The 23,642-nt window shown below is 62.7% G+C and carries 28 protein-coding genes; 5 read left to right on the forward strand and 23 right to left on the reverse strand.

Annotation, left to right across the window (positions count from 1 at the left end; genetic code table 11):
- Window positions 1–4: 4 nt before the first annotated feature.
- The 23 genes from GY937_02605 to GY937_02715 form a co-directional block, all read right to left on the reverse strand.
- Window positions 5–526 (reverse strand): flagellar protein FlgN, encoded by a 522-nt coding sequence (locus GY937_02605; protein ID MCP5055596.1) that lies wholly within the window; start codon window positions 524–526, stop codon window positions 5–7.
- On the reverse strand, window positions 523–822 hold the full coding sequence (locus GY937_02610) for a hypothetical protein (protein MCP5055597.1): 300 nt from the start codon (window positions 820–822) through the stop codon (window positions 523–525). Before GY937_02610 ends, GY937_02605 begins: the two co-directional genes overlap by 4 nt.
- Window positions 822–1,916: a flagellar basal body P-ring protein FlgI gene (locus GY937_02615; GenBank protein MCP5055598.1), complete on the reverse strand. Its 1,095-nt coding sequence runs from the start codon at window positions 1,914–1,916 to the stop codon at window positions 822–824. The genes GY937_02610 and GY937_02615 overlap by 1 nt, the downstream gene beginning before the upstream one ends.
- Complete coding sequence (locus tag GY937_02620; protein MCP5055599.1) at window positions 1,916–2,674, reverse strand: flagellar basal body L-ring protein FlgH; 759 nt, start codon at window positions 2,672–2,674, stop codon at window positions 1,916–1,918. Before GY937_02620 ends, GY937_02615 begins: the two co-directional genes overlap by 1 nt.
- Window positions 2,661–3,371, reverse strand: a complete 711-nt coding sequence (flgA, locus tag GY937_02625; GenBank protein ID MCP5055600.1) for a flagellar basal body P-ring formation protein FlgA — start codon at window positions 3,369–3,371, stop codon at window positions 2,661–2,663. Before flgA ends, GY937_02620 begins: the two co-directional genes overlap by 14 nt.
- On the reverse strand, window positions 3,371–4,150 hold the full coding sequence (gene flgG / locus GY937_02630; protein ID MCP5055601.1) for a flagellar basal-body rod protein FlgG: 780 nt from the start codon (window positions 4,148–4,150) through the stop codon (window positions 3,371–3,373). The genes flgA and flgG overlap by 1 nt, the downstream gene beginning before the upstream one ends.
- Window positions 4,147–4,887 carry a flagellar basal-body rod protein FlgF gene (gene flgF / locus GY937_02635; GenBank protein MCP5055602.1) on the reverse strand — a complete coding sequence of 247 codons (741 nt, stop codon included), beginning with the start codon at window positions 4,885–4,887 and terminating at the stop codon, window positions 4,147–4,149. The genes flgG and flgF overlap by 4 nt, the downstream gene beginning before the upstream one ends.
- A 199-nt stretch (window positions 4,888–5,086) precedes the next feature.
- The gene (locus GY937_02640) at window positions 5,087–5,371 is read right to left on the reverse strand and encodes a hypothetical protein (GenBank protein MCP5055603.1); all 285 of its coding nucleotides are present in this window, start codon (window positions 5,369–5,371) and stop codon (window positions 5,087–5,089) included.
- A gap of 29 nt (window positions 5,372–5,400) precedes the next feature.
- On the reverse strand, window positions 5,401–6,255 hold the full coding sequence (locus GY937_02645) for an HDOD domain-containing protein (GenBank protein MCP5055604.1): 855 nt from the start codon (window positions 6,253–6,255) through the stop codon (window positions 5,401–5,403).
- A gap of 8 nt (window positions 6,256–6,263) precedes the next feature.
- Window positions 6,264–7,070 carry a MinD/ParA family protein gene (locus GY937_02650; GenBank protein MCP5055605.1) on the reverse strand — a complete coding sequence of 269 codons (807 nt, stop codon included), beginning with the start codon at window positions 7,068–7,070 and terminating at the stop codon, window positions 6,264–6,266.
- Window positions 7,067–8,227: a hypothetical protein gene (locus GY937_02655; protein ID MCP5055606.1), complete on the reverse strand. Its 1,161-nt coding sequence runs from the start codon at window positions 8,225–8,227 to the stop codon at window positions 7,067–7,069. Before GY937_02655 ends, GY937_02650 begins: the two co-directional genes overlap by 4 nt.
- Window positions 8,228–8,283: 56 nt before the next feature.
- On the reverse strand, window positions 8,284–10,356 hold the full coding sequence (gene flhA / locus GY937_02660) for a flagellar biosynthesis protein FlhA (protein ID MCP5055607.1): 2,073 nt from the start codon (window positions 10,354–10,356) through the stop codon (window positions 8,284–8,286).
- Entirely contained in the window at window positions 10,353–11,441 is a 1,089-nt protein-coding gene (gene flhB / locus GY937_02665) for a flagellar biosynthesis protein FlhB (protein ID MCP5055608.1), read from the reverse strand. The genes flhA and flhB overlap by 4 nt, the downstream gene beginning before the upstream one ends.
- Entirely contained in the window at window positions 11,442–12,212 is a 771-nt protein-coding gene (gene fliR, locus GY937_02670; protein ID MCP5055609.1) for a flagellar biosynthetic protein FliR, read from the reverse strand.
- Entirely contained in the window at window positions 12,209–12,478 is a 270-nt protein-coding gene (gene fliQ, locus GY937_02675) for a flagellar biosynthesis protein FliQ (protein ID MCP5055610.1), read from the reverse strand. The genes fliR and fliQ overlap by 4 nt, the downstream gene beginning before the upstream one ends.
- Window positions 12,479–12,488: 10 nt before the next feature.
- Window positions 12,489–13,535: a flagellar type III secretion system pore protein FliP gene (fliP, locus tag GY937_02680; GenBank protein ID MCP5055611.1), complete on the reverse strand. Its 1,047-nt coding sequence runs from the start codon at window positions 13,533–13,535 to the stop codon at window positions 12,489–12,491.
- A gap of 31 nt (window positions 13,536–13,566) precedes the next feature.
- Window positions 13,567–13,872: a flagellar motor switch protein FliN gene (gene fliN, locus GY937_02685; GenBank protein MCP5055612.1), complete on the reverse strand. Its 306-nt coding sequence runs from the start codon at window positions 13,870–13,872 to the stop codon at window positions 13,567–13,569.
- A 12-nt stretch (window positions 13,873–13,884) separates the two neighbouring features.
- Window positions 13,885–14,805 (reverse strand): hypothetical protein, encoded by a 921-nt coding sequence (locus GY937_02690; protein ID MCP5055613.1) that lies wholly within the window; start codon window positions 14,803–14,805, stop codon window positions 13,885–13,887.
- 3 nt (window positions 14,806–14,808) lie between these two features.
- Window positions 14,809–15,327 (reverse strand): hypothetical protein, encoded by a 519-nt coding sequence (locus GY937_02695; GenBank protein MCP5055614.1) that lies wholly within the window; start codon window positions 15,325–15,327, stop codon window positions 14,809–14,811.
- 25 nt (window positions 15,328–15,352) lie between these two features.
- Complete coding sequence (locus tag GY937_02700) at window positions 15,353–16,747, reverse strand: sigma-54-dependent Fis family transcriptional regulator (GenBank protein MCP5055615.1); 1,395 nt, start codon at window positions 16,745–16,747, stop codon at window positions 15,353–15,355.
- A gap of 266 nt (window positions 16,748–17,013) precedes the next feature.
- Window positions 17,014–17,760: a flagellar motor protein MotB gene (locus tag GY937_02705; GenBank protein ID MCP5055616.1), complete on the reverse strand. Its 747-nt coding sequence runs from the start codon at window positions 17,758–17,760 to the stop codon at window positions 17,014–17,016.
- A complete protein-coding gene (locus tag GY937_02710; protein MCP5055617.1) occupies window positions 17,757–18,521 on the reverse strand; it encodes a motility protein A in 765 nt (254 codons plus the stop codon). The genes GY937_02705 and GY937_02710 overlap by 4 nt, the downstream gene beginning before the upstream one ends.
- Before the next feature lie 135 nt (window positions 18,522–18,656).
- Window positions 18,657–19,250, reverse strand: a complete 594-nt coding sequence (locus GY937_02715) for a hypothetical protein (GenBank protein ID MCP5055618.1) — start codon at window positions 19,248–19,250, stop codon at window positions 18,657–18,659.
- A 183-nt stretch (window positions 19,251–19,433) separates the two neighbouring features.
- Between GY937_02715 and GY937_02720 the strand changes: the two genes are divergently transcribed.
- The 5 genes from GY937_02720 to GY937_02740 are packed head-to-tail and all read left to right on the forward strand — an operon-like array spanning window position 19,434 to window position 23,640.
- Entirely contained in the window at window positions 19,434–20,138 is a 705-nt protein-coding gene (locus GY937_02720; GenBank protein ID MCP5055619.1) for a class I SAM-dependent methyltransferase, read from the forward strand.
- Window position 20,139: 1 nt separating this feature from the next.
- The gene (locus tag GY937_02725; protein MCP5055620.1) at window positions 20,140–21,126 is read left to right on the forward strand and encodes a hypothetical protein; all 987 of its coding nucleotides are present in this window, start codon (window positions 20,140–20,142) and stop codon (window positions 21,124–21,126) included.
- The gene (locus tag GY937_02730) at window positions 21,126–21,851 is read left to right on the forward strand and encodes a WbqC family protein (GenBank protein MCP5055621.1); all 726 of its coding nucleotides are present in this window, start codon (window positions 21,126–21,128) and stop codon (window positions 21,849–21,851) included. Before GY937_02725 ends, GY937_02730 begins: the two co-directional genes overlap by 1 nt.
- On the forward strand, window positions 21,848–22,903 hold the full coding sequence (gene pseI, locus GY937_02735; protein MCP5055622.1) for a pseudaminic acid synthase: 1,056 nt from the start codon (window positions 21,848–21,850) through the stop codon (window positions 22,901–22,903). The genes GY937_02730 and pseI overlap by 4 nt, the downstream gene beginning before the upstream one ends.
- Window positions 22,900–23,640, forward strand: a complete 741-nt coding sequence (locus GY937_02740; protein MCP5055623.1) for an NTP transferase domain-containing protein — start codon at window positions 22,900–22,902, stop codon at window positions 23,638–23,640. Before pseI ends, GY937_02740 begins: the two co-directional genes overlap by 4 nt.
- Window positions 23,641–23,642: the final 2 nt, after the last annotated feature.

Raw genomic sequence — 23,642 nt, forward strand, 5'->3', positions numbered from 1 at the left:
CCTTCTAGGCCATCCGCCGAACGAGCTGACCCACGCCACCTCGCCCCGCTTGGCTGCCATCTGCAATCGAATCCGGTGCGTAGGTGACTTCGAAGGGCACGAGACCTCCGAGCAGACGCAATGTTCCGCGAACCTGGGAGAGCGCGTCTCCAGCGAGAATATTGTTGGCGTCCATCAGCTCGCGCACCACGCTGACCAATACGACGAGGCGTGTATGTGCCTCTCGTAGATCACGGCCTTCCGGGCCAATCCGCTCGCAGATCGCGGATAGGCGCGGCCGAACTTCTTCGAACCCGAGCTCTCGGGTCATCGCCTCACATAGCGACATTCTCGTCTCTTCGACCAGACGGCCTTCATCGGCCAGCTCTTCTTTCCGCCTGGCAACGGATTCGAGGCCTTCGGCGTCGAGGGTCACCATCAAGCCATGCTCCTCTTGGAGCAAATCCCGTAGTTCGACGTAGAGCTTTTCCTCGGCATCGAGAACGGCCGTCAGGCCTTCGATCCCGGCCGCCATGTTCAGGGTCACTCTTCTTCCTCCGCATCGGTACGCGTCGCGCCAAGCTCCCGCTCCACTGCCTCGGCGATGCCAAAGCTTCCTCCGCCTTCGCGGACGATCTGGTCCAGGAACATCTCCTGCCACATGCGTCCAGCCGAGCCGCCCGAGAGCATGCTTTCACCTAGCATGGGTTTTCCGGCCTGCTTCATCATCTCGCCTACCAGCAGGGCTTCGAATTCCCGTGCCACCTTCTGAAGGGCGGCGGGATCCTTTCGTTCGGCTTCTGCTCCGAGGCTTCGCAAGCCTTCGAGACTGGCGGGCTCCACTACATCACCTGGATTTCGGCCGAGAGAGCACCGGCGGCCTTGATCGCCTGGAGGATCGAAATCAGATCACGCGGCGTGACACCCATCGCGTTCAACCCCCGCACCAGCTCGTCGATCGTCACCGGCCCGTCGATCACCGTCAGCCGAGCATCCTCCTCGACAGCCGTGATCTCGTCGTTCACGATCTCGGTCGTCTCACCGTCGGAGAAGGGCAGAGGTTGGGAGACATCGTTCTGGATGCGAATCGTCACCGAGAGCGAGCCGTGGGAGATTGCGACCTTGGAGATCGAGACGTTCTGGCCCATCACGACCGTTCCCGTGCGTTCGTTCAGGACGACACGGGCGGCGTGGTCAGGATCGATGTCGACGGCTTCAACCGCCGCCAGGAAGCCCACGACATCCGTACGATAGTGGGCCGGAACCCTGACGCGGACGGTCCCCGGATCTGGCGCGACAGCAACGTCTTCACCGAGCTCTCGGTTGATGGATCGTGCGATTCGCCGCGCCGTCGTAAAGTCGGCCTCTGCCAGTGCCACATCGAAGGCATCCTTGCGATCGATCTCGTAGGCCAGTTCGCGCTCGACCGTCGCGCCTCCAGCCAAGCGACCCACGGTCGTGTGATTCTTCGAGACAGACGAACCCCCTCCGCCGCCTGCTGAAAACCCGCCCACGGAAATGGATCCCTGGGCGATTGCATAGACCTCTCCATCCGCACCGAAGAGCGGTGTCATGATGAGGGTGCCGCCTTCCAGGCTGGTGGCATCGCCGAGCGAGGAGACCGTCGAGTCGATCCGTGAGCCGGTCCTGGAGAACGCAGGAAGCGATGCCGTAACCACGACCGCGGCGACGTTCTTCACCTGGATCTGGTCAGCATCGACACCGATGCCCATGCGGGCCAGGACACTCGCGAGCGAGCGCACCGTGAACTCGGTTCCGTTCTTGTCACCGGTCCCTTTCAGCCCAACGACCAACCCGTAGCCGGTCAACTGATTCGCACGCACGCCCCGAAACGAAGCGATGTCCTTCAGGCGAACGCTCGCCGCAGGCGCGGCAAGGAGAGTGATCAGGATCGATGCTGCGAAGAATCGGAACATCAGAACGGATAGACCCAATTGAGTACCCTCGAAATCAACGGCGGCCTCTGTTTGTCGTCGATCACGCCAATCCCGTCATAGGTGAGCTTGGCGTCCGCGAGCACCGAGGATGGCGCCGTGTTGTCGATGCTGATGTCTTCGCGACGCAAGAGGCCCTCGACGGTGATCCATTGCAGATCGTGGTTGACCGCGATCTGGCGTTGACCGAAGACATGAAAGACGCCGCCGGGCAACACATCCACGACACGACAGGTCACGATGGCGGTGAACTGACCGCTTCGGACGGTCTTTCCGTCGCCGTCGAACTGGCTACCGCCGCTCCCGCTGATGACATTCACGGTCTCGCCCGGTGCGGCGGTGCCTCCGGCTCCGTCGACACCGAGCACCTTGAAGAGTTCGGCTGCCCCGAGTTGAAGCAACTGGGTAAAGCCCACATCGGAAGTCAAATTGGCGTTATACGTCGTCGTGTGATCGAGTTCGGTACTGGCTGTGCCGGTCGCAGAGGGATTCTCGGCAACCAGGACGGTGACGAGATCTCCCACACCGCGTGCCTTGCGGTCGAAATAGAGGAACGATCCGCCCGCTGTACCGCCGCTCCAGATGGCGCCTTCGGTCGGAGGCGTCTTCGGCCCCTGGGGCGGCACCGGGTAGCGTCGCGGCATGGACATGTCGCGTAGCGACGATTCGACGCAGCCCAGCTGAGCCATCGACAACAGGACGACGAGGACAGCAAGCCAACAACCTCTAGAATTCCACATGAACGGCTCCATCCGGTTCGACCCGACCGAGTAGCTCGCGTTTGGAATCGGCGTTCACCACCCGAATCCACTCACCCGCCCGGGCGTCCTTGCGAACCACGCCTTTTCCCTCGATACGCAGGCGACCGTGCACCAGCAGCAGGCGCACCAACTCTCCGCGCTTCACGACCGGGGGTGTCTCTGCCCAGGATCTCTGCCACATCACGCCCGGTGCGACCCGACGCCGGGCTCGCTGGCCGATCAACTCGGTGGGATCAGCGAGCCAGTCACTGCCGAGGTCAGAAACGTCCCGGCTCTCCATTTTCAAATCCTCGGCGCGAATCCTCTGTCCGCGCTGGACTGGCGCTGCAGCAACGACGACCGCAACGTCTGCGTGTACCTGGGCATTGACCACGCCCCTACGCAGAATGCGGCCACTGGAGACCAGCGTCACGGTCACCGGCACTCGCCCAAGCCGCGGTGCCTTGGGATGGGAGCTCAACTCGATGTCGACATCCGCATCGGAGAGCCCCGGCACGAAGAAGCTCGCCAACGGCGGCACTTCGATGCTTCGGGGCGGCATGGGCGCTCGCTCCTCCAGATACGTGATGATCGCCTCGCGAACACCGAACGGAGAGCTCGAAGGCGTCGCCAGGGCCACCCGATCAGGCGCACTGACGAGGACCAGAGCGAAAGCCAACGACAGGAACCAACGCATCAGATATTCGCTGCGGTCTGGAGCATCTCGTCACCGGCCTGGATCACTCGGCTGTTCACCTCGAAGGCTCGCTGGGCGAGGATCATCTTCACCAGCTCCTCTGCCATGTTGACGTTGGAGGATTCCAGGAAGCCCTGGCTTATCGTGCCGAAACCCGTGCTGGCAGGCGCCCCGGTCTCTGCATCTCCCGACGACTCGCTCGGCACGAACAGGTTTCCACCGACTGCGCGCAGTCCGGAAGGATTGGCGAAGCGGGCGATTTCAATCTGGCCGAGTTCCTGGGGAGCTGTCTGACCTGCAATCAGTGCCGAAACGCTCCCATCCTGGAGCACGGTCACCTGCAGGGCGTCGATCGGGATCTGGATGTTGGGATCCAGCAGATTCCCCTGGTCATTCACCAGGTTTCCGTCGGAATCCAGATGAAAGGAGCCATCTCGGGTGTAGAGAACTTCGCCGCCGGTATCCGTGATCTGGAAGAAACCGTCACCGTCGATCGAGAGATCGAAATCCCGGCCCGTGTTGGTTCCCTGGCCTTGGCTGAAGACGCGGTTCATGCCGCCGAGCTTCACGCCGTGGCCCACCTGGGCACCGGTAGGCAGGGTTGCGCCGTCTGCCGATTGAGCGCCCGGAGCTTGAAGGGTCTCGTAGTAGAGATCCTGGAACTCGGCGCGATTTTTCTTGAAGCCTGTCGTCGAAACATTCGCAAGGTTATTCGCGATCGTATCGATGCGCAGCTGCTGGGCGTCCATGCCGGTCGCCGCTGTAAACATTGCCCTCATTGTCCGAACTCCCGGATCAGCTGATCTGTTGAATTGTCATCCGCCCTCATGACTTGCATGCTGGCGTCGAACTGGCGTTGCAGGATCATCATCGTTGCCAACTCCTCAACGGCCTTGACGTTCGACCGCTCCACCGAGCGGGGCAGCACGTGGACCGTTTCTGCTGGAATACCGACTGCGTTCGGGGGCGCGCGGAAGAGGTTGGCGCCCTCCTTCTGGAGCATGCGCGGATCGTCGAATACTTCGACCCGCAGCTGACCCAACACATCTCCCTGGCTGTCCACGACCTCTCCGCTGGGACGGATTTCGGCCTGGGTGGTTCCCACCTGAATCGGCCCGCCGTCTCCGAGCACAGGCCGGCCATCGAGCGTCGAGAGTGTGCCGTTTGGATCCACGATGAAGGAACCCGCGCGCGTGTAGCGGATGCCGCCAGGGGTCTCGACGGCGAAGAAGCCGGGGCCTTCGATGGCCGCATCGAGCGCTCGGCCCGTGCCCGCGATGCTGCCCGCCTTGTGATCGCTCGTCACTCCAGCCAGTGCCACGAAAGAACGGGCCGGCTCCCCCGAAGCTGCCTCCCCAGCGCCATTCAAGATCTGCGACTCGAGAGCAGCCTGGAATTGGGGCCGATCGGCCTTGTAACCGAGAGTGTCCACATTTGCCAGATTGTTGGCCGTGAACTCGAGCTGCTGGAGACGAGCGATGGCTCCGGATGTCGAAACGTAGAGCTCGGTACCCAACTCGGGCCTCCTGGAAGGGAAACGTCGAGGACCGAAAGAGCAAGACTCATGCCACTTGTTAGTGGGAAGAAGTTGCCAGGTGAGGCCCGTCTAACCCTGTTTCGAATCGTTAGACGGCTCCGGAGCACGGACGGGGAGGACCAGGCGGCAAGTATGCCCCTCGATCGTTTCACGAGCGTTTCAGCTTGAACCGCAGAAATCAAATCCGGATGTCGAGGCGTCGGCCGCGGACATCATGAACCGAATCCTCGGCATCGACTTCGCGAGACGGCTCGTCTTCGAGCCCTGCTTTGGCCTTACGAGCATCCTGCGAAAGGCGGAGCTCCGCGTCGGGGTTTTCACCCTCCTCATCGACGTGACTACGACGGAAGGCCTTGCGCCGTTCTTCGTCGAATCGACGACGGCCAGGTTGTCGTTCGCCGGGTTTCCGCACCTGGGAAACGGCGGCCGTAGGCGGTCGAGGGGTGATCGAACTGCTCTCCATGACGAGCCTCCCGTGGGATGGGGCGAAATTCAGCCGAAGAGACCTTCTGCGTTCTTCGCCTCCTCCTCGACGAGTTCGAGGATGGGATCCATGTCGGCGGCACCGAGATCCAGATAGCTCCATGCGGGGAGTTCCATGACGTCGATCGCTTCGATCGCGCCGCGCCTCCCATAGCCGAGGCGGCTGCAGCAGCGGGTCACGACGGCGGTCAGCGCGATCAATCGACCGGCCTCCGGGGGCCCGTCCGGATAGTCCGCGGGATCGTGGTGATGAAAGCGAATCGCATCAACCAACTTCTCCGGCAGTTTCCATTTTTCGCCTACCAGAGCACCCAGTTCCGCGTGGTCGAAGCCGAATTCTTCCTGTTCCGCATCTCGGAAGGCAATGCCCTCGTTGTAGGTGCGCATGATGATCGTGCTGTATTGCTCGCGGGCCGTATTCGCCAGGGCGATCTTCCCGAGATCGTGAAGCAAGCCCGCGGTGAAGGCCGATTCGCGCTCGACATCGATGAGTCCGTAGCTCGAGAGGCGCGCCGCCACCGAGCCGGCAAGCGTCGAGTGCTCCCAAAGGAGCTTCTCGGAGAGCCCGAAGTTCTGGAACACATCGCGCAACGATGCAGCCATCACCAGATTCTCCACGGTTCGAAAACCGAGCAGGGCGATCGCATGCCGCAGGGTCTCGATCCCCCGCGAAAATGCGTAGAGCGACGAGTTCGCGACCTTCAAGATGCGCGCAGCAAGAGCGGGATCCGTTTCGATCACCGTGCGAAGATCGTCCGCGCTCGTGTTGGGGTCGGCGGCTGCCGTCATCACCTTGCTGGCGACGGCGGGGATTCCGGGAAGATCTCCGACGACAGCGAGATAGGGCTTGAGTCGCTCGTTCATGGTGTCCCTCAGGATGCGGGGGAAATCGGGTTCGTTGTGAGCAAGGGCCGCTCCCCGCGTCTGGCGGGGTCGAGGCCGGCCAACAAGTGTCGCGCCAGCCGGTCGATCTTCTCGGAAGAAGGCGCGCCAGGGAAGACTTCGACCACTGCTTGTTGGCGAGCGGCAGCCTCGGCGAGCCTTGGATCCTGCGGCAGGTATCCGCGGTAGTGCGGGCTCTTGCCCAGGAAGCGCGTCGACACGCGCTCGAGGCGTTCGTGAATTCCACGCGCCTCGAGTTCACCGCGAACTTGATTGACAACGACTTCGACAGGCAAGGCTGGCGCCTCGCGATCCAGCACTTTCAGCGTGGCGTAGGCATCGGCCAGGCTGGTCGGATCGCGGGTAACGAGAAGAAGCGCTCGGTCGCAGGCGGCAGCGAGGGTCACGACGGCCGGGCCCACCCCTGCACCTCCATCGACCAACACCAGATCGAATTGCTCCGTGGCCTCGAACAGCGGAATCAGAAGTCCGGCCAGGGCGTCGGGACGATAGGCCGGTAGATCCATCCGGCCGGATGCCGCGGGCATCAGCTTGATTCCGCGAGGCCCCGAGATCAAAGCCTCCTCGAAGCTACAGCCGCCCTCCAGCACGTCGGCCACTGTCCGAAGTGGAGTAAGGCCCAGCAGGACGTCTACGTTGGCAAGGCCCAGGTCTCCATCAACAACCAATACGCGCGCACCGAGGCCCGCAGCGGCCACAGCCAGGTTCGCCACGAGGTTGGTCTTGCCGACCCCGCCTTTTCCACTGACGACCGAAATCAATTTTCCCTGCGTCACGCGGCTGCTCCGAGCAGGCCTTCAGCAAGCTCCAACGGATCTGGAACGCGAAGATCCCCGGGGACTTTCTGGCCGACGCCGAGCCACGAAAGCGGCGGCGCTTCATCATCGAGAAGGAGATTCACGACGTTCGCGAGGCCCGAGCTCTCGTCTGTCTTGCTCACGATCAACCCGTCAGGGGCCAAGGGGCCATACCGTGCGACCTGCGCGCGCAAATCCTCTTCCTTCGTCGTGGCGGAAATCACGAGCTGGACCCGTGCTTCATCGGGCAACGCATTTCGAAGAGCTCGAAGTTCCGGGATACAGCTCGTATCGCCGGGGCTCCGACCGGCGGTATCGATGAATACATGGCGCTTCGCGAACTGCTTGGAGCGCTCAGCGAGCGATTCCGGCGAGACGGCCACATCGAACGGGACCTCGAGATCGCGTGAAAAGCGGCGAAGTAGAAGCTCGGCGCCGTAGCGATGGGCATCCGTCGTCACGACGGCGAGATCGCGCTTGGAAGCGCAACGCAATCCTGCCACTTTGGCCAGACTCGTCGTCTTTCCGACTCCGGTCGGTCCGACGACCATCGTGATTCTCGGATCGTCGTCCCGTTCCGGCCGAAGGCGAGCCTCGATGCGGGACGCCAGACTCCACACACATGCTTCATGGGCAGGGATGTTCTCCTTGCATTGGGCCTCAGCCGCCAGAGCAAAGGCGTGACGCGGCTCGAGCCCGGCCGCCAGGAACACGTTCAGATACGGGCGCGCACCGGCCATATTGGGGCGCTTCAAGTCCGCCACCATCTGGCGGAGTTCGGCGACCTCGGCCGCGATCGTCAGTGGTTCTCCGCCGCCAATCGTCAGCGCATCGACCGTCTTGCGTACGGCCTTCACCTCGGCTTCGATGGGCCCGATCAGAGTCCGAGCGACCTGGATCTCGCGCCACCCCTGCTCTTGCCTGGCCCCCTCCTGTACCACGCCACGACTCTCAGCTGCGAACTGCTCGCGGTCCACTGCCGCCGTCACCTCGACCACCGGCTTTGCGAGCATGCCGAACACACCCTCGCGACGAATCTGTCGGGTTTGAAGGATCAACGCCTCGGAGCCCAGCTCCTTGCGAATCTGTGCGATCGCCTCCGGCATCGTCGGCGCTTCGAAGCGCTTGATGTGCATCGCTTACCCCCTCTCCTTCGAGAAGCACTCAGACAGCATCATTCGAGCTCCCTTCTTCAGAGCAGACCCGCGGCCTCGGCCAACTCCACCTGCCCAGTCGCAACGATCCGAACGTCCGGAGGAAGCTCGTTATGGGAAACCACAGCCACCCGCGGTGCACTCCGGCTCAGAAGCTGCCGTAGGGGGGAGCGCAGCTGCTGCGGAGAAAGCAGAACGGGACCGGTATCGCCGGAAGCGGGAAGCCCGTGGACTTGTGCCTCGACGCCGCGCACCAACCGATCCAATGTGCTCGGATCGACGGCCAGATATGACCCACCCTGGGAACGCTGGACGCCGTTCTTCAACGTCTCCTCGAGACCCGGTTCGAGGGTAATCACGTTCAGCGTCCCCTCCGAATCGAGGAAGGGCCTGGTAATCGTCCGACCCAGGCGCTCGCGCACCAGATCGGTCAGCAGGTCCGGATCTTCGATCTTTCCCGAGTACTCGGCCAATGTCTCCAGGATCGATCCGATGTCGCGAACCGAGACCCCTTCTTCGAGCAGTTGGCGCAAAGTGCGATGCAGAACGGAGACGCTCACCAACGCGGGCACGATCTCCTCCACCACCTTCGGCGATTGACGCGAGAATGCATCGAGCAGCTCCATCACATTGGCGCGCGTGAGTAGCTCCGGAGCGAACCGACGGATCGTCTCCGCCAGATGCGTCGCCAGGGCCGAGGCTGAATCGACGACTGCATAGCCAGCGGTGGTCGCCCGCTCCTTGTCCCGATCCTGAATCCAGACGGCGGGCAAGCCGAAGGCCGGATCCTTGGTGGCAATACCGGGGATCTCCGGCGCTCCTTCTCCGGGCTGGATCGCAAGCAATCTTCCCGGCGGGATGCGCGAACGCGCCACCTGGTTTCCACGCACGAGCACGGCGTACTCGCCGGGTTCGAGCTGGAGGTTGTCTCGAATGTGGATCAGCGGGATGACGAAGCCGAGCTCCGTTGCCAGCTGTTTGCGCATCGCCCGCACCCGTGGCAACAGGTCACCTCCGCGGTCCGGGTCGACCAACGGAATCAGGCCGTAGCCGATCTCCAGCTCCAGATCATCGAGCGCAAGGGCTCCCCGCACCTCTTCCTCCTCGGAAACTTCAGGTTCCACTGTCTTGAATTCCTGCTCAACGGGTTCGGCGTTCTTCTGTGTCTCGGTAATCGTCCGGGCGAAGTACGCGGCTCCCGCTGCGAGCCCGGCAAACGGCAGAAACGGAAAGCCGGGGATCATCGCCATGACGCCCAGCATCCCGGCCGCCCCGTAGACCGCGCGCGGCTGCGCCATGATCTGGGTTCCGAGTTCGGCCGAAAGCGTGTCTCCGGCTGCGGCGCGGGTCACGACCATGCCGGCAGCGGTCGATACGACCAGAGCGGGGACCTGACCGACCAATCCGTCACCCACCGTCAGCAGGGTGTAGGTTTCGATCGCGTCCGTCACGCCCATCCCACCCTGGATGACTCCCACGGCCAACCCGCCCAGGATGTTGACGGCCATGATCACGAGCCCGGCGATGGCATCACCCTTGACGAATTTGCTGGCACCGTCCATCGCGCCGTAGAAATCGGCTTCGCGTTGGATGTCCTTGCGGCGCTGCTTCGCCTCGGCCTCGTCGAGAATGCCTTGATTGAGGTCCGCGTCGATCGCCATCTGCTTGCCAGGCATCGCGTCGAGGGTGAAACGCGCCGCAACCTCGGCGATGCGGCCCGAACCTTTCGAGATGACCACGAAGTTGATCGTCACGAAGATCAGGAAGAGGATGATCCCGACCAGGTAGTTTCCACCAACGGCGATATCCCCGAAGGCCTGGATGACACGGCCAGCCGCGTCGGGGCCATCCGCGCCCCCGATCAGGATCAGGCGGGTGCTGGCCACGTTCAGGCCGAGACGGGTGAGCGTCACGATCAGCAGCAAGGATGGGAAGACTGAAAAATCGAGCGGCTTCTCGACGTAGAGCGCCACCAGCAGGATCAGCAACGAAACGGTGATGGAGAGCGCAAAAAAGAAATCAAGAAGCGTTGGCGGAAGCGGTATGACCAGCAGCGCCAGGATTCCGAAGAACGTCGTCCCCAGGAGTATTTCGCTCCGCTGAGCGTTCATGAGTTCGCGCCCCACGACACCGCCCTACGAGGATCCAGCCGGTAGATGTAGGCCAGCACTTCTGCAACGGCCTGGAAGAGGTTGTCCGGCACGGGGCTCCCGACTTCTGTCGTCTGATGGAGCATCCGAGCCAGGGGCGGGTTCTCGACGATCGGAACGTCAGCGTCCTTGGCCGCTTCCCGGATACGTTTGGCGACGTGCCCGCGGCCCTTGGCCACGACCTCCGGTGCTCCCATCTTCTCCCGCTCGTAGCGCAGCGCGACGGCGAAATGCGTCGGATTGGTGATCACCACATCCGCGTCTGCCACCGCGGTGATCATTCGTGAACGCGAGAGATCGCGCTGCATCTGGCGGAAGCGGCTGCGTACGTGAGGGTTCCCCTCGCGTTGCTTGACTTCTTCGCGAACCTCTCGCTTGCTCATACGAAGGCGCTTCTCGTAGCGCCATCGTTGGTAGAAGAGGTCCCCAGCCGCCATCAAGGCCAAGACGGCAAGGACGGCGATCGCCAACTGCCGGGAGAGAAGTCCGATCGTGCCGAGCCCGGGGCCGATGCCCGTATCCGCGAGGCCGACCACCTGGTCCATCTCTCCGCCGATCACCCACCAGCCAACGATGCCGACAATGCTCACCTTGATGATTGCCTTCACCAGATCGAACAAGCGATCAGGGCTGAGCATGCGCTTGGCACCCTGAAGTGGACTCATCCGGTTCGCCTTGAAAGCCAAAGCCTCACTGCTGAGCAGCGGGCCAGTCTGGAAAACCTGTGAGGCTGTGCCGACCGCAGCGAAGAGCAACATGATCGGCAGTACCGCAAATGCCGGGCGGCTCGCGTGGCTCAGCAACAACATGCGGTAGTCCGCGAGGGTCTCCGGCGGAGCTGCGATCGCTGTCCAGGCGGAACGCGCCACCTCGGCCAACGCGGTCAAGACCCCGATGCCCAATGACGAGCCGAAGGCCATGACCGCAGCCGAGAGAATCACGACGTGTTGGATCTCGCGGCTCTGGGCCACCTCACCCTTGCGCCGGGCTTCTTCGCGGCGCTTTGGAGTCGCCGTCTCGGTCTTTTCGGCTTCTTCTTCAGCCACCTAACGTACTCCCAGTACGGCCTGGATGGCCTCACCGGTAAAACCCTGGATCGTTCGTGCCATCACGTCCGATAGGGGCCCCGCACCGAGGCCCAGAATCAACAGCGTCGTGCCGACGTGGGCGGGGAGCTGCAGCGCCATCAGGTTCAGCTGCGGGATGGCCCGACCCAGGATTCCCACGGCGACGTTGGAGATGATCATGGCTGCCGTCACCGGCGCTGCGAGGTGGACGGCCACACGAAAGATCACACCGCCGAGCTTGACGACGGATTCGAAGGCTTCGAGGTGGAACGTCATCTGCCCGACCGGGAAAACGGAGAACGAGAGGGCCAGGCCGCGGAGGACTTCATGATGCCCTTCGATCGCGAGGAAGATCAACACCCCGAAGAGCTGGATCATCGATGTGAGTACGACCGAAGACGAACCGCTGGTCGGATCCAGCACGGTCGCCGCGCCGAGCCCTCCCTGGATGGAAGCGAACTCACCCATCAATGCGAGGCCGCTGAATACCAGCCCGGTAGCGAAACCCAGCATCGCGCCGACCAGGACTTCCCTTGCGACCAGCCCCCAGAGGCTGGCGGCGCCGAGAAGCATCGGGTCCGGCGCGGTTCCGAATCGGGTGCCCGCGGCCATGGCGATGCCCAGGGCAAGACCCACGCGCACGCGCATGGGAATCGACTGATGGCTGAAGAACGGTGCCGTCAGGGTAAGCGCCAGGATGCGCACCATGACCAGACCGAACGTCCAGGCCTCATCCAGCGGGAGTGTCACGGGCCACCGACCGCCACCTGGCCCATCAGCCGGGTTCCGAAATCGACCAGGCTCGACATCAGCCAGGGAAACGTGAACGCAAAGACGCTGAGTGTCAGCACGATCTTCGGCACGAACGAGAGGGTTTGTTCATTGATCTGGGTTGCGGCCTGGAAGATCGATACGGCCAACCCCGAGAGCAATGCGGTTGCCAGGATCGGCGCCGAGAGCATCAGAGACATCCGGATGGTCTCCTGGAGGAGTGCGCTTACTTGTCCGACGTCCATTTCCGCTCCTTCACCGAAGCCCGCTGATCAGCGAGCCAAGCACGAGATTCCAGCCATCCAGCAGCACGAAGAGCATCAACTTGAATGGAAGTGAAATGACGATTGGCGGGAGGACGATCATTCCCATCGAGATCAGCATCGAGGCGATCACGAGATCGACCACGAGGAATGGCAGATAGATCATGAATCCGATCTCGAATGCCGTCCTCAGCTCGCTCAACATGTAGGAGGGAAGCAGGGTGGTGAAGGGCACGTCCGCCAGATCCTCGACTTCGCCGGTTCCCGAGATCTCGAGGAAGAGAGTGAGATCCTTCTCTTTGGTCGATTGGAGGAGGAATTTTCGAATCGGCCCGATCGCCAGTTCGGCCGCTTCCGAGGCTTCGATTTCCTGCGCGACGTAGGGCTCGTAGGCATCGACTCGGATCTGATCTCCGAGAGGTGCCATCACGAACATCGTGGTGAAGAGCGCAAGGCCCACCAACACCTGGTTCGGCGGCAGATGCTGCACGCCGATGGCCTGGCGCAAGAAAGCCAGCACGATCACGATCCTCGTGAAGCTGGTGGCCATGAGCAGGATGGAAGGAGCGACGCCCACCAATGTGAAGAACGCGACCATCTCGAGCGTCGAGTTCAGCTGCTCCGGATCCTGGAGCCCGTCGAGCTTGATCGTGAGACCGCTCTCTGCGAATGCGGGATCCCCGACCAGCATCGACGCCAGGAAGATCAGGCTCAGCGAGCCAACCCCTTGGAGCAGGCGCCGAAAGGTATGGGGGCCGGCAGGTGCCTCTTTTTCCTGGACCGGCTCCGTTTCTGCGACAGGGTTCTCCGGAAGGTGGTGCAGCATCGCCAGCCCGCTTTCGCTCGAGCCGACGAGCAGGCGTTCGCCCTCGACTTCGACGACATGCAAGCGCTTGCGCGAACCCAGGGCGCATGTCTCGACGACCCGTAAGCTCCCGCGCTTTGCGCCGACACCGGCCAATCCTGTCCACTGAAGTGCCACGCGCAGAAGCGCGAGACATCCCAGCACCACCAGTAGTGCGGATCCTGTTTCGACCAACGCTTCCCCTCCTCGCGCCGGCCTACCTGGCTCAAGAGCCGGGCGGCTCGACCAACATCTCCACGATGCGAACGGCGAGACGATCGTCTTCGACCGTGACCTCACCTCGGGCCAACAAGCGCCCATTCACCAAGACATCCGCCGGTTCGCCGGCGGCGCGATCGAGCTCGATCACGGAGCCCTTGCTGAACTGAAGGACCTCGCGAACGAGCATGGATGCAGAACCCACCTCGACGGTGACCCGCAAGGGCACATCGATCACGAGATCCAGAGAGCCGCTTGCAGTGGCAGCCGTCGTAGCCTCCACCATGCCCTCGTCCGGTTTCTCCTGCTCCATTCCCATCCTCTCCTAGAGGCTCTTGACCAGTTGAACGGCAAGCTGCGCACCAACCGCGCCACGCACCGCTACGTATTTCGGCTCTTCTTCCACTCTTACGAGGAGGCCTTGGCTATCGCTGCGCTCGAGCGGGATCACGTCTCCTACCTGCAGCGCGGCTACCTGTTGGAGCGGCACGTCTGCATGGCCGGCTTCGACACGAACGGAGACGGGCATCTCCAATACTTCGTTTCGCATTCCCTCCGCGATCCCGATACGTTCGACCTGATCGACCGGCTCTTCGGCCTCTTCTCCATCCGCCGCATACAGAGCATGGTCGACCAACACCCTCAGTCGGCAGAGATCGCCGAGGCCGTCGACCTCGAAGCTGGCAAGCGCCCACTTCGATGAGCCCTGCGGAAGGAATTCGGGATCCAGGAGATCCACGATCTTGATCTCGACCGGGCTGCGAAAACTCCACGCGGCCTCGAGGTGGCGAACAACCTCCACCGCAGCGCGCCGCATGAAACGTTCTTCGATCCGGGTGAAGTGACGGTCGGGAACGGGGATGACCGGCGTGCTCTCCTTCGCACCGAAGGCGAGTGCCAGCCAGGCGAACAGAAAGGAACGCCCGATCAGCATGTAGATACAATGTCCACCGGGTTCGAGCCGAAGCTGGATGACACGATCGACCGGGAGCAGCGTCGCTGCGAACTCGCGCATCGACACTTCCGCTACGTCCAGGATGCCCAGCACGATGCTGCGCTGGTGCAGAGTCGAAAGTGCCCTGGATTGACTGTCTGCGAATTCACCGAGAAGGCGGGTGAGGGGCACAAGGCGCCCGCTCGAGCTTTCCGGGAAGGCATTCGCCGTTCCCGCGCCCGCGCGCAGCTCATCCAGGAGAGCGGCGAGCTCTTCCCGGCTGAGCAGCTCTTTGGTCTCGGTTTCACTCATCGTCTATTGCACCACGAACTCGGTGAAGAGCACGGATTCGACCCGCCCATTCTTGAGCAGGGAATTCACCCGATCCCGTAGATCGTCTTTCAGCAACGCCTTGCCCTCGAAATCGCTGATGTCGGAGAGGCGTTTGCTGGAAAGCAACAAGATGGTCGTGTCTCGCACCTGGGCTACCCGGCTTTCGATCTCCAGCTTTCCCTCAGAGGTGTTCATCTCGAAGGCAACCTGCATCTTCAGATATCGCGGATAGCCCTCGCCGGTGACATTCACGACGAAGGGATCCAGGGAGAAGACACGCTCCTTGAACTCGATGTCGGGCTCGATGGGTTCGGGTTCTCCGTCTTCTGATGCGACTTCGGTCCCGCTCGCGGCCGGCTCGTTGCCACCCAACATGAAGAACGTCCCGCCCGCACCGATCCCCAATGCAACCAATGCTGCGATGATGATCAGCAACCAGGGCTTGCCGGCTTTTTCGCCGTCGCCCTCTACGGTCGTCTCGTCGGTTTCTTCGTCTGCCATGCTTTCTCCCTACCGTCCGATCACTTCAACCGTTCAACGGCAAGCGGCTGGCGCGCACGTGGGCGTCGCTCTCGATTCCGAATTCTTTCAGGCGTCGCCACAGAGTCGTCGTTGAGATCTGCAGCAGCTCAGCGGCTCGCTTCCGATTCCATCCGACCTTGTCGAGTGTCTCCAGGATGTGGCGGCGCTCGATACCTGGAAGGCTCTGGATTCCCGTATCCAGGACGAGCCGCTTCGGCTCGCGAACATGAAGCGGAAGGTCATCCACCTCGATCCGACCCGTGCGACACAATGCAACGGCGCGCTCGATCGCGTTCTCGAGCTCTCGCACGTTGCCCGGCCATCGATATCCCGCGAGCCGATCCATCGCGGCGTCGTCGATATCCTCGACCGGGAAGCTGGTCTTGTCCGCCATCTGGCCGAGGAAGTGTCGTGCCAGAAGCGGAATATCTTCCAATCGCTCGCGAAGCGGCGGAACATGCACCGGAATCACGGCAAGGCGGTAGTAGAGGTCTTCTCGGAAGCGACCTTCGGCTACCTCGGTTTCGAGATCCTTGTTGGTGGCCGTGACGAGCCGGACATCGACATAACGCGTGACCTCCTCGCCCACGGGCCGGATTTCACCGGTCTGCAGGAAGCGCAGTAGTTTCGCCTGCATGGAGAGCGGCATCTCTGCTACTTCGTCCAGGAAGACGGTGCCTCGATCGGCGTGCTCGAAAAGGCCCTTGCTGTTCGAAGAAGCTCCGGTGAACGCTCCGCGGCGGTGTCCGAAGAGCTCACTCTCCAGAAGCGTTTCGGGAAATGCTGCGGAGTTCACGGCCGAAAAGACCCTCTCGCCACGGCGACTCGCGTCGTGAATCGCTCGCCCGATCAGTTCCTTTCCGGTTCCGGTTTCGCCGGTGATCAAAGCCGTGCTGTCGGTCTCGGCGACCTTGCGGACCAGTTCGAGAAGCTCTCGCATGGCCAGGGATTCGCCGATGATTCCGGGGAAGCGATGTTTCCAACCGGTCGAGGTTGGCAACGTTCGGGTCGGCTCCGGCTCCTCGATGATCTTGGGCAGCCGGGCGACGACCTCTTCCAGCGCTTCCGCGTCCCAGGGCTTGCCCAGGAAATAGGAAACGCCGGCCTGATTGATGGCAAGCTGGGCAATATGCGGATCATCCGAGCCAGTGATCAGCACGCGACTGATCTCCGGCCAGGTATCCCGCACGGTCGTGAGCAACTCCACGCCGGAGCCGGTCGTGAGCCGCTGGTCGGCGATCACGCCCTGAATGCGCTCGGCGTGAAGCAAGGCCATGGCCTGGGCCATGTCGCCGGCTTCGATCGGTCGAACGTCGAGTCGTTTCAATGCCCGCGCGAGGGCGCGGCGCACCAAAGGCTCGTCGTCGACGACCAATACAGTCGGCAGCGATGCGTTCACTTGCCGCCTGTCCTTTTCTTCCCACCGTCCGTTCATTTTGGAGCCACCCCGCTCGCGTTTCCGCGAATAACTGCCGGCGGCAGAGACAGTGCCGGCTGCGATCATGGGCTCATGGATCGGCGGGGGAACGGGCCACCTTGACGATATTCTTGGACTTTTCCGTCCTGACTGGATCTCGGGAGAGGCCTTTTGTTGGCCTTTCGCCCCTTTTCAGCCAATCGTTTCAGGTGTTTCAAGGAGAAAGGTCGGGCGGAAAGAATTTCCCCCTAACCGCCCGTCGGCTCCTGATTGTGGAGGAAGGTGAACTCCACGCGGCGGTTCCTTGCTCGGCCTTCGGCATCTTCGTTCGAGGCGATGGGCCTGGTATCGGCGAAGCCGGTGACCTGCAGACGAGCCGGATCCACCCGAGCCACGTCCACGAGAAATTCGAGTGTCGCTACCGCGCGAGACGTCGAGATCTGCCAGTTGTTGGTGGTCGAGGAAGAGGGCGAGGAATCCGTGTGGCCCTCGATCGCGACGGTATCGGGCGTGCCGTTGATGAGGCTGGCCACTTCCTGGAGAAAGACCAGGGATTCGACCCGGAGCTCGGTGGAGCCGGAAGTGAACATCAACTCTCCGGGAACACGGATCACGACGCCCCTGGCCGTCTCGTCCACTTCGATCAGACGATCCATGCGTTTCGCCGCGATGCTGGCCTTGATGCGCTGGGCAAGCCTCTTGGTCGCGATTTGCTGGCGTGTCTTGGCGTCGATGACGCTGAGATGCGAGGACATCGGGCGATCGTTGAGGCTGATCATGTCGTCCGCCATGGCCTCGAACTTCCCTGGGACCACCAACTGGACTCCGAAAGCATCTCGCACGGAGCCGCTGACCTCAGCGAAGCGTTGAGCGTCCATGCTGGCGAACGAGAGCAACAGGATGAAGAAGGTGAGCAGGAGGCTCATCAAGTCGCCGAAGGTCGCCATCCAAGCTGGGGCCGTCGGCTCCTCATAGGCGTCTTCGTCGTCGCTCATTTCTCAGCGGCCTTCGCTTCCCGATCCGCTGGCGACAGGTAGGCATCGAGCTTCGACTGGATGACCATCGAGTTGTCGCCCTTCAAGATGGATTCGACACCGATGATGGCGAGCGTCTTGTGAGCGACTTCGCTCTTCGTACGTGTCTCGAGCTTCGAAGCAATGGGCGCGAACAGGACGAATGCGAGAATGGCGCCATACAATGTCGTGAGCAGCGCGACGGCCATGGCGGGGCCGATCGCGGCGGGATCTTCCATCGCCTGGAGCATCTGTACGAGGCCGATCAGCGTTCCGATCATCCCCATGGCCGGTGCGGTCGAGGCCATGAATTTGAAGACGGCCTGAGAGCGACCATGGCGGCTCTTCAACGTCTTGAGCTCGCCCTCGAGGATTCCGTTGATGATCTCCGGTGCGAGACCATCCACGCCCAGCTGGACCCCGCGAGCCAGGAACGGATCCGGGATATCCTCGCCCTCCAGCGAAACGAGCCCTTCCTTGCGAGCCTTCGCTGCCAGGTCCACCACCTTGTCGATCAGCTCGGTCGCGGAAGGCGCTTTTTCGAAGAACGCCTGGACATAGACCTTCGCCGCACCAGCGACCAGGCCCATCGATTCATTGATCAGTGTGGCGGCAATCGTACCGCCAACCACGATCAAGAGGCCTGGCGCGTTCACGAACGCCATGATCGAACCGCCTAGCAGCATCGCCCCTATGATCAGGCCGATGCCAAGGACGATTCCGATCAGCGTTGCAAGATCCATCACAGCCCACCGGAGCGAAATCCACTTCGATTACCCGTGCGCGGAGCCCGCTCCTGCTACCGCACCTCTACGCAGATATCGGATCTTCCGCGTCGCAGATCGATCCGGGGAAGCATGGAATCCTGCCCGGGGCGTCTACCCCAGAGCATCGGGGTGATCGATCGTGGCGATCTTGCCCCGAGTCTCGCCTAGCACGGGCGCGATCTCGTATTCCAGGTAGTCCGCGACACGAATCCAGTCCTGGGCTTGCTGGGCATCCGCTACGGAATCCAACCAGGGCTGCACCCGAATCCCGATCTCCTCCACGGGTTGCGCCTTCGGCCCGAGATGCTCCGCAGCTGCTTGAAGTGTGAACAACAAGACCGACATGGCGTCGATGGCCTCGACGAAATGATCGCTCGCCACCTCCGGCCGATCCGCTCGCATCAGCTGCGCCGTCTCGAGGAGCGCATCGCGGACGCGATCCGCGTACTCCCCGGCGCTCGCCAGGCTCTTCCATGCCACGTCGCGGACCGATGCCGTCTCGACTTCGACCCGCTCGCATTCGCCCAGAGCGACCTCGGAGAGATCTCCGAGTTCTAATGCGGGTACTTCCTCCCCGTCGAGAGACAAGCGGAGCACGACCCGAGCCTCGGCCTCGGACGGAGCCAGGAACGGGAGAAGCAGGGCTTCCGCGTTCGAAAACTTGCCTTCGACTTCCGCCTCCTGGCCGTCCTGGATCAAGCGCATGGAACCTCCTTGCCGCAGTTTTCTTGCTGGCGTAGCCGGACGAAGATGCAAGCGGCGCGCCAGGGCACGGGTCTTGCTCTTGTGTCTCTTCGCAGCCTTCCCTTGGCCTTTGCGCCAAGGAGAGGGTCGCTCGGGTTCCCGATCGAAACCGCGACGTTTCAATTTGAAAGCAAGGCGGAAAGAATGCACACCGGTGCAGAACGCATGAACAGCCAGACGGAACTCCGAATGCGTTGGAACGATCTCCACGCGAAGCAACGATATTGCCCGCGCTACCCGGATGAAGCCGTCGTGCGTTGGGCACTCACTTCGTTTCCCGGGCGGGAAGATGGAACGGCACGTGCCCTCGACCTGGGCTGCGGGGCTGGCCGGCACGCGATCTTCCTCGCACAGGAGGGTTTCGAGACGTCCGTCGTAGATCTCTCCCAGAAAGGACTCGACGCGACGACACAACGCGCCGCTTCGGAGGGCCTCCAGATCGATGCCCAGCTAGCAGCCGTCGATACGTTCGACTTTCCTCCTGGCTTCTTCGACGCCGTGCTCTCGTACAGCGTGTACTGCTATGCGCCTCTCGAGCGGATCGGCGCATCCATCGCGCGCGTCGCCGATTCATTGAAGCCCGGCGGGCGCTTCCTCTGCTTTACTCGAACGACCGCGGATTGGCGTAGAGGCTTTGGAACGCCGACAGGCCCGGAGCGCTGCCGAATCAATGCTCTAGATGGCACACCCGCGGATGCCGAGGCGGGCCTCGAACTCACCTTTCTCGAAGAGCCGACATTGAGGCGGCTTTTCGAGCCCTTTCATCGTATCGAGGTGAACCGCCGCAGCGTCAGCCGCCAGGACGGTCACTTCATCGACGATGATTGGTTGGTGACGGCGGTGCGATGACGTGATGCTCCGTGAGGCGCGAAAGATCCTCCTCCGGGTGGAGGCAAATGCCGAGATCGGCCGGGGCCACGCCGTGAGGTCGGCTGCCCTGGTCGATGCACTGGCTTCGGACGAGCCGCTGATCGTCGTGGGCGAAGGGGCGGAGCTGCGATCACTCTTCCCCAACGCAGAAATCGAGCCGTCCGAACGATTTGCTGAGCTCGCCGCCGAGGCCAGCGTCACCATCATCGATCATCCGAACCCCCGTGTCGCGGACCTCGAAATCCCGGGGCTGAAGGTGGTGATCGACGATGGGGGCGACATTGCTTCCGCGGATATCGTGGTCGCCGGTGGTGGCCCCCCTTCTCGCTACGCCTACCCGAAGCTCGGTGAAGGCGTCCTTCGGTTGTGTGGGCCCCAGTACGCTCTCTTGCGTCCGGCCTTCTCGAAGGAACGACGGATCAGGGATGAACGATCCAAGCCCGGATTGCTTCTAGCGGCTGGCTCGGGAGGCAACGCTGCGCGTTGGTTGATAGGCGTACTCGAGGTTGCGTCTGGGATTTCCGGCCAACCATCCATCGACGTCGTCGTCGGAGCCTCGTTCGCAGAACACGACCGGCTCCGGATTCTCTGCGAAGAAGGAGGCCACTGGCTCGGCTGCAACCTCTCGGGCTCTGCCCTCGCCAACCGGCTAGCCACGGCTTCCGTCGCCGTCGTCACCGGAGGCATGATCGTGCCGGAGGTTCTGGCACTCGGTACCCCATGCGTAGCGTTTCCGAACGAAAGGGACCTCGTCGAGGAAATCGCCTGGTTGGATGAGCTGGACGCTCTTTGCGGGCTCGATCCACGCGGCGCCCCGGAAGAAACCTGGCTTCGCGTCGGAGAGCTCCTCTCGGATGTTCGGCAGGCCGAGGCGTTGGCGGCTTCGGGCATGCGCCTGTTCGATGGACGCGGCGCCGATCGCGTTGCGGCAGCCATCGAAGAACGGCTCTCCGGAGCGAACCGCTGATGCGTTTGGCCATCATGCAGCCAACCTACCTGCCCTGGTCTGGATACCTCGATCTCGCCGATCAGGTAGATGTCTTCGTCTTCCTCGATGACGCCAGCTTTGCGCATCGCAGCTGGCAGCAGCGCAATCGAATCGTCGCGGCCGGAGCCCTGCAATGGCTCACGGTTCCGGTTCGGGTAAAAGGCCTGCGCGGCCAGACGATCCGGGATGTCGAGATCGAGCGCCCCGACTTCTGGCGCAAACATCTGCGCGCGTTGGCACATGCCTACGCGAAGGCGCCGTTCTTCGACGAGTACTGCCCCAGGCTCGAAGCCATCTTGTCTCGGCCCGAAGGTTGGACTGGGCTCGCGGAACTGAACCTGGCCCTCATAGAATGGCTCTTTGGCGAATTCGCCATCGAGGTCCCAACCCACCTCTCTTCCCGACTCAAAGCCGGGAGTCGCCGCGGCGAGCGGTTGGCCGCGCTCTGCCAGGAACTCGGAGCCGACCAATACGTTTCTGCCCCGGGTACCGAGGCATACCTCCCCGAAGACCAGGAGCCGTTCCGCGGCCGCGGAATCGACGTTTCGATCCAATCCTTCGAGCTGCCCGTGTACAGGCAGAGCTGCGACGGCTTTGTTGCCCAGGCCAGTGCCATCGATCTGCTGTTCAATGAAGGACCGGGGGCGCTCGACATCCTGCGGCGTGGGCGTCGCCCTGCTCGACCACTCGGTGCTGCACCGTGAACGGCTTTCATCTCGAAGGGCGTGCGATCGGAGGCAACGCTCCCCCGTATGTGGTTGCGGAACTTTCCGCCAACCACCTTGGCCGGCTCGACCGCGCCCTCGCCATCGTCGATGCGGCCCACGGTGTCGGAGCGGACGCGATCAAGCTTCAGACCTACACCGCGGACAGCATGACGCTGGATCTTGCAGGGCCGGGCTTCTCGATCAAAGAGGGACCTTGGAGTGGACGGAACCTCTTCGAGCTCTACGCTGAAGCGGAGACTCCCGCCGCTTGGCATCTCGAACTCTTTGAACGGGCACGCAGGCTGGGCATGGCGGTCTTCAGCTCGCCCTTCGACCCTGCCGCTGTCGATTTCCTGGAGAGCCTGGACGCACCTGCCTACAAGATTGCGTCCTTCGAGCTCGGCGACCATGAGCTGATTGCTCGCTCGGCCGACACGGGAAAGCCACTCATCCTTTCCACCGGAATGGCCCAGCAGGACGATATCCAGCGCGCTCTCGATGTCGCGCGAAATGCGGGTGCCTCGGACCTCGCCTTGCTGCATTGCGTGAGCGGCTACCCGACTCCACCCGACGAAATGAATCTTCGCCGCGTCGCTACGCTCGCCGCCGAGTTCGACGTCGTCACGGGCCTCTCGGATCATAGCCTGACGGCCGCTGCGCCGGTCGCCGCAGTCGCCCTTGGTGCAAGCGTGATCGAAAAGCATCTCACGCTCTGTCGGGCCGATGGTGGGCCCGACGCGGGTTTCAGCCTCGAGCCTGACGAGTTTGCAACGATGGTTCGCGACGTGAGAGAAGCGTGGAGCGGCCTGGGCACCGGCCACTGTGCGAGCGCACCTAGCGAAGACAGCAGCCGGATCTATCGGCGCTCCCTGTACATCGTGCGCGATGTGGCCGCGGGCGACCGGATCACCCGCGAAACCATTCGGGCCATCCGGCCTGCGCTTGGCCTGGAGCCGCGTCATCTCGAGAACGTATTGGGACGCCCCGCATTGCGTGCCTTGAAGCGCGGGGAACCCCTCGCCTGGGAGCAGCTCGGGGAGCCATCATGAGCGGGCCCGTCGTCGCCATCCTGCAGGCACGGGCAACCTCCACGCGCCTACCGGGAAAGGTCTGCTTGCCGCTGGCAGGTGCGCCTCTCCTCTCTCGCGTGATCGAACGCGTGGCACGAACCCCGGGCGTCGACGAGATCTGCGTAGCCATTCCGGATGGAGAGGTCCAGAATCCTGTTGCCGATGTGGTCGCCCTGCATCCGGGGGTTCGTCTCGTCCGGGGCCCGGAGGACGACGTACTCGCGCGTACGGCGATCGCGATCCGGGAGACCGGGGCGTCGGTCGTGCTCCGCGTGACGTCCGACTGCCCGCTCTACGATCCGGCTGTTGGAGCCTCGGTGCTGGAGATGCGTTCGCACCTCCAGGTCGTTCTGGCTTCGACCGCCCTCGAATCGGGATTTCCGATCGGGTTGGATGCCGAAGCCATCGCCGGCGATGCGCTTCTACATGCCGATCGCGAAGCCCGGGACCCCTATGAACGCGAACATGTCACGCCGTGGTTGTGGCGGGGCTCGGCGCACGGCGCCGTAGCCTTCCTCGATCGGAGCCCCGACCGACGTGCCTGGAGATTGGCTGTCGATACTGCCGACGACTACCGGCTCGTTTCCGCAGTCTTCGACGAACTCCACGAACGCGATCCGGCCTTCGGCTTCGATGCCATCGAGCGATGTCTTTCGGCCCACCCAGAATGGGTCGGCTGGAACGCGCACGTACCCCAGACACCCTATCAGTGGTGAGG

Source organism: bacterium (assembly GCA_024228115.1).
GTDB lineage: Bacteria > Myxococcota_A > UBA9160 > UBA9160 > UBA6930.

Coding starts and splice junctions, on each gene's coding strand:
- flgA (MCP5055600.1), bottom strand. CDS start 3,371: ATGCGTTGGTTCCTGTCGTTGGCTTTCGCTCTGGTCCTCGTCAGTGCG.
- GY937_02740 (MCP5055623.1), top strand. CDS start 22,900: ATGAGCGGGCCCGTCGTCGCCATCCTGCAGGCACGGGCAACCTCCACG.
- GY937_02640 (MCP5055603.1), bottom strand. CDS start 5,371: ATGGAGAGCAGTTCGATCACCCCTCGACCGCCTACGGCCGCCGTTTCC.
- GY937_02615 (MCP5055598.1), bottom strand. CDS start 1,916: ATGTTCCGATTCTTCGCAGCATCGATCCTGATCACTCTCCTTGCCGCG.
- flhA (MCP5055607.1), bottom strand. CDS start 10,356: ATGAACGCTCAGCGGAGCGAAATACTCCTGGGGACGACGTTCTTCGGA.
- GY937_02690 (MCP5055613.1), bottom strand. CDS start 14,805: ATGAGTGAAACCGAGACCAAAGAGCTGCTCAGCCGGGAAGAGCTCGCC.
- GY937_02620 (MCP5055599.1), bottom strand. CDS start 2,674: ATGTGGAATTCTAGAGGTTGTTGGCTTGCTGTCCTCGTCGTCCTGTTG.
- GY937_02715 (MCP5055618.1), bottom strand. CDS start 19,250: ATGCGCTTGATCCAGGACGGCCAGGAGGCGGAAGTCGAAGGCAAGTTT.
- GY937_02710 (MCP5055617.1), bottom strand. CDS start 18,521: ATGGATCTTGCAACGCTGATCGGAATCGTCCTTGGCATCGGCCTGATC.
- GY937_02655 (MCP5055606.1), bottom strand. CDS start 8,227: ATGCACATCAAGCGCTTCGAAGCGCCGACGATGCCGGAGGCGATCGCA.
- fliN (MCP5055612.1), bottom strand. CDS start 13,872: ATGGAGCAGGAGAAACCGGACGAGGGCATGGTGGAGGCTACGACGGCT.
- fliQ (MCP5055610.1), bottom strand. CDS start 12,478: ATGGACGTCGGACAAGTAAGCGCACTCCTCCAGGAGACCATCCGGATG.
- GY937_02705 (MCP5055616.1), bottom strand. CDS start 17,760: ATGAGCGACGACGAAGACGCCTATGAGGAGCCGACGGCCCCAGCTTGG.
- GY937_02720 (MCP5055619.1), top strand. CDS start 19,434: ATGCACACCGGTGCAGAACGCATGAACAGCCAGACGGAACTCCGAATG.
- flgG (MCP5055601.1), bottom strand. CDS start 4,150: ATGAGGGCAATGTTTACAGCGGCGACCGGCATGGACGCCCAGCAGCTG.
- GY937_02730 (MCP5055621.1), top strand. CDS start 21,126: ATGCGTTTGGCCATCATGCAGCCAACCTACCTGCCCTGGTCTGGATAC.
- GY937_02645 (MCP5055604.1), bottom strand. CDS start 6,255: ATGAACGAGCGACTCAAGCCCTATCTCGCTGTCGTCGGAGATCTTCCC.
- GY937_02695 (MCP5055614.1), bottom strand. CDS start 15,327: ATGGCAGACGAAGAAACCGACGAGACGACCGTAGAGGGCGACGGCGAA.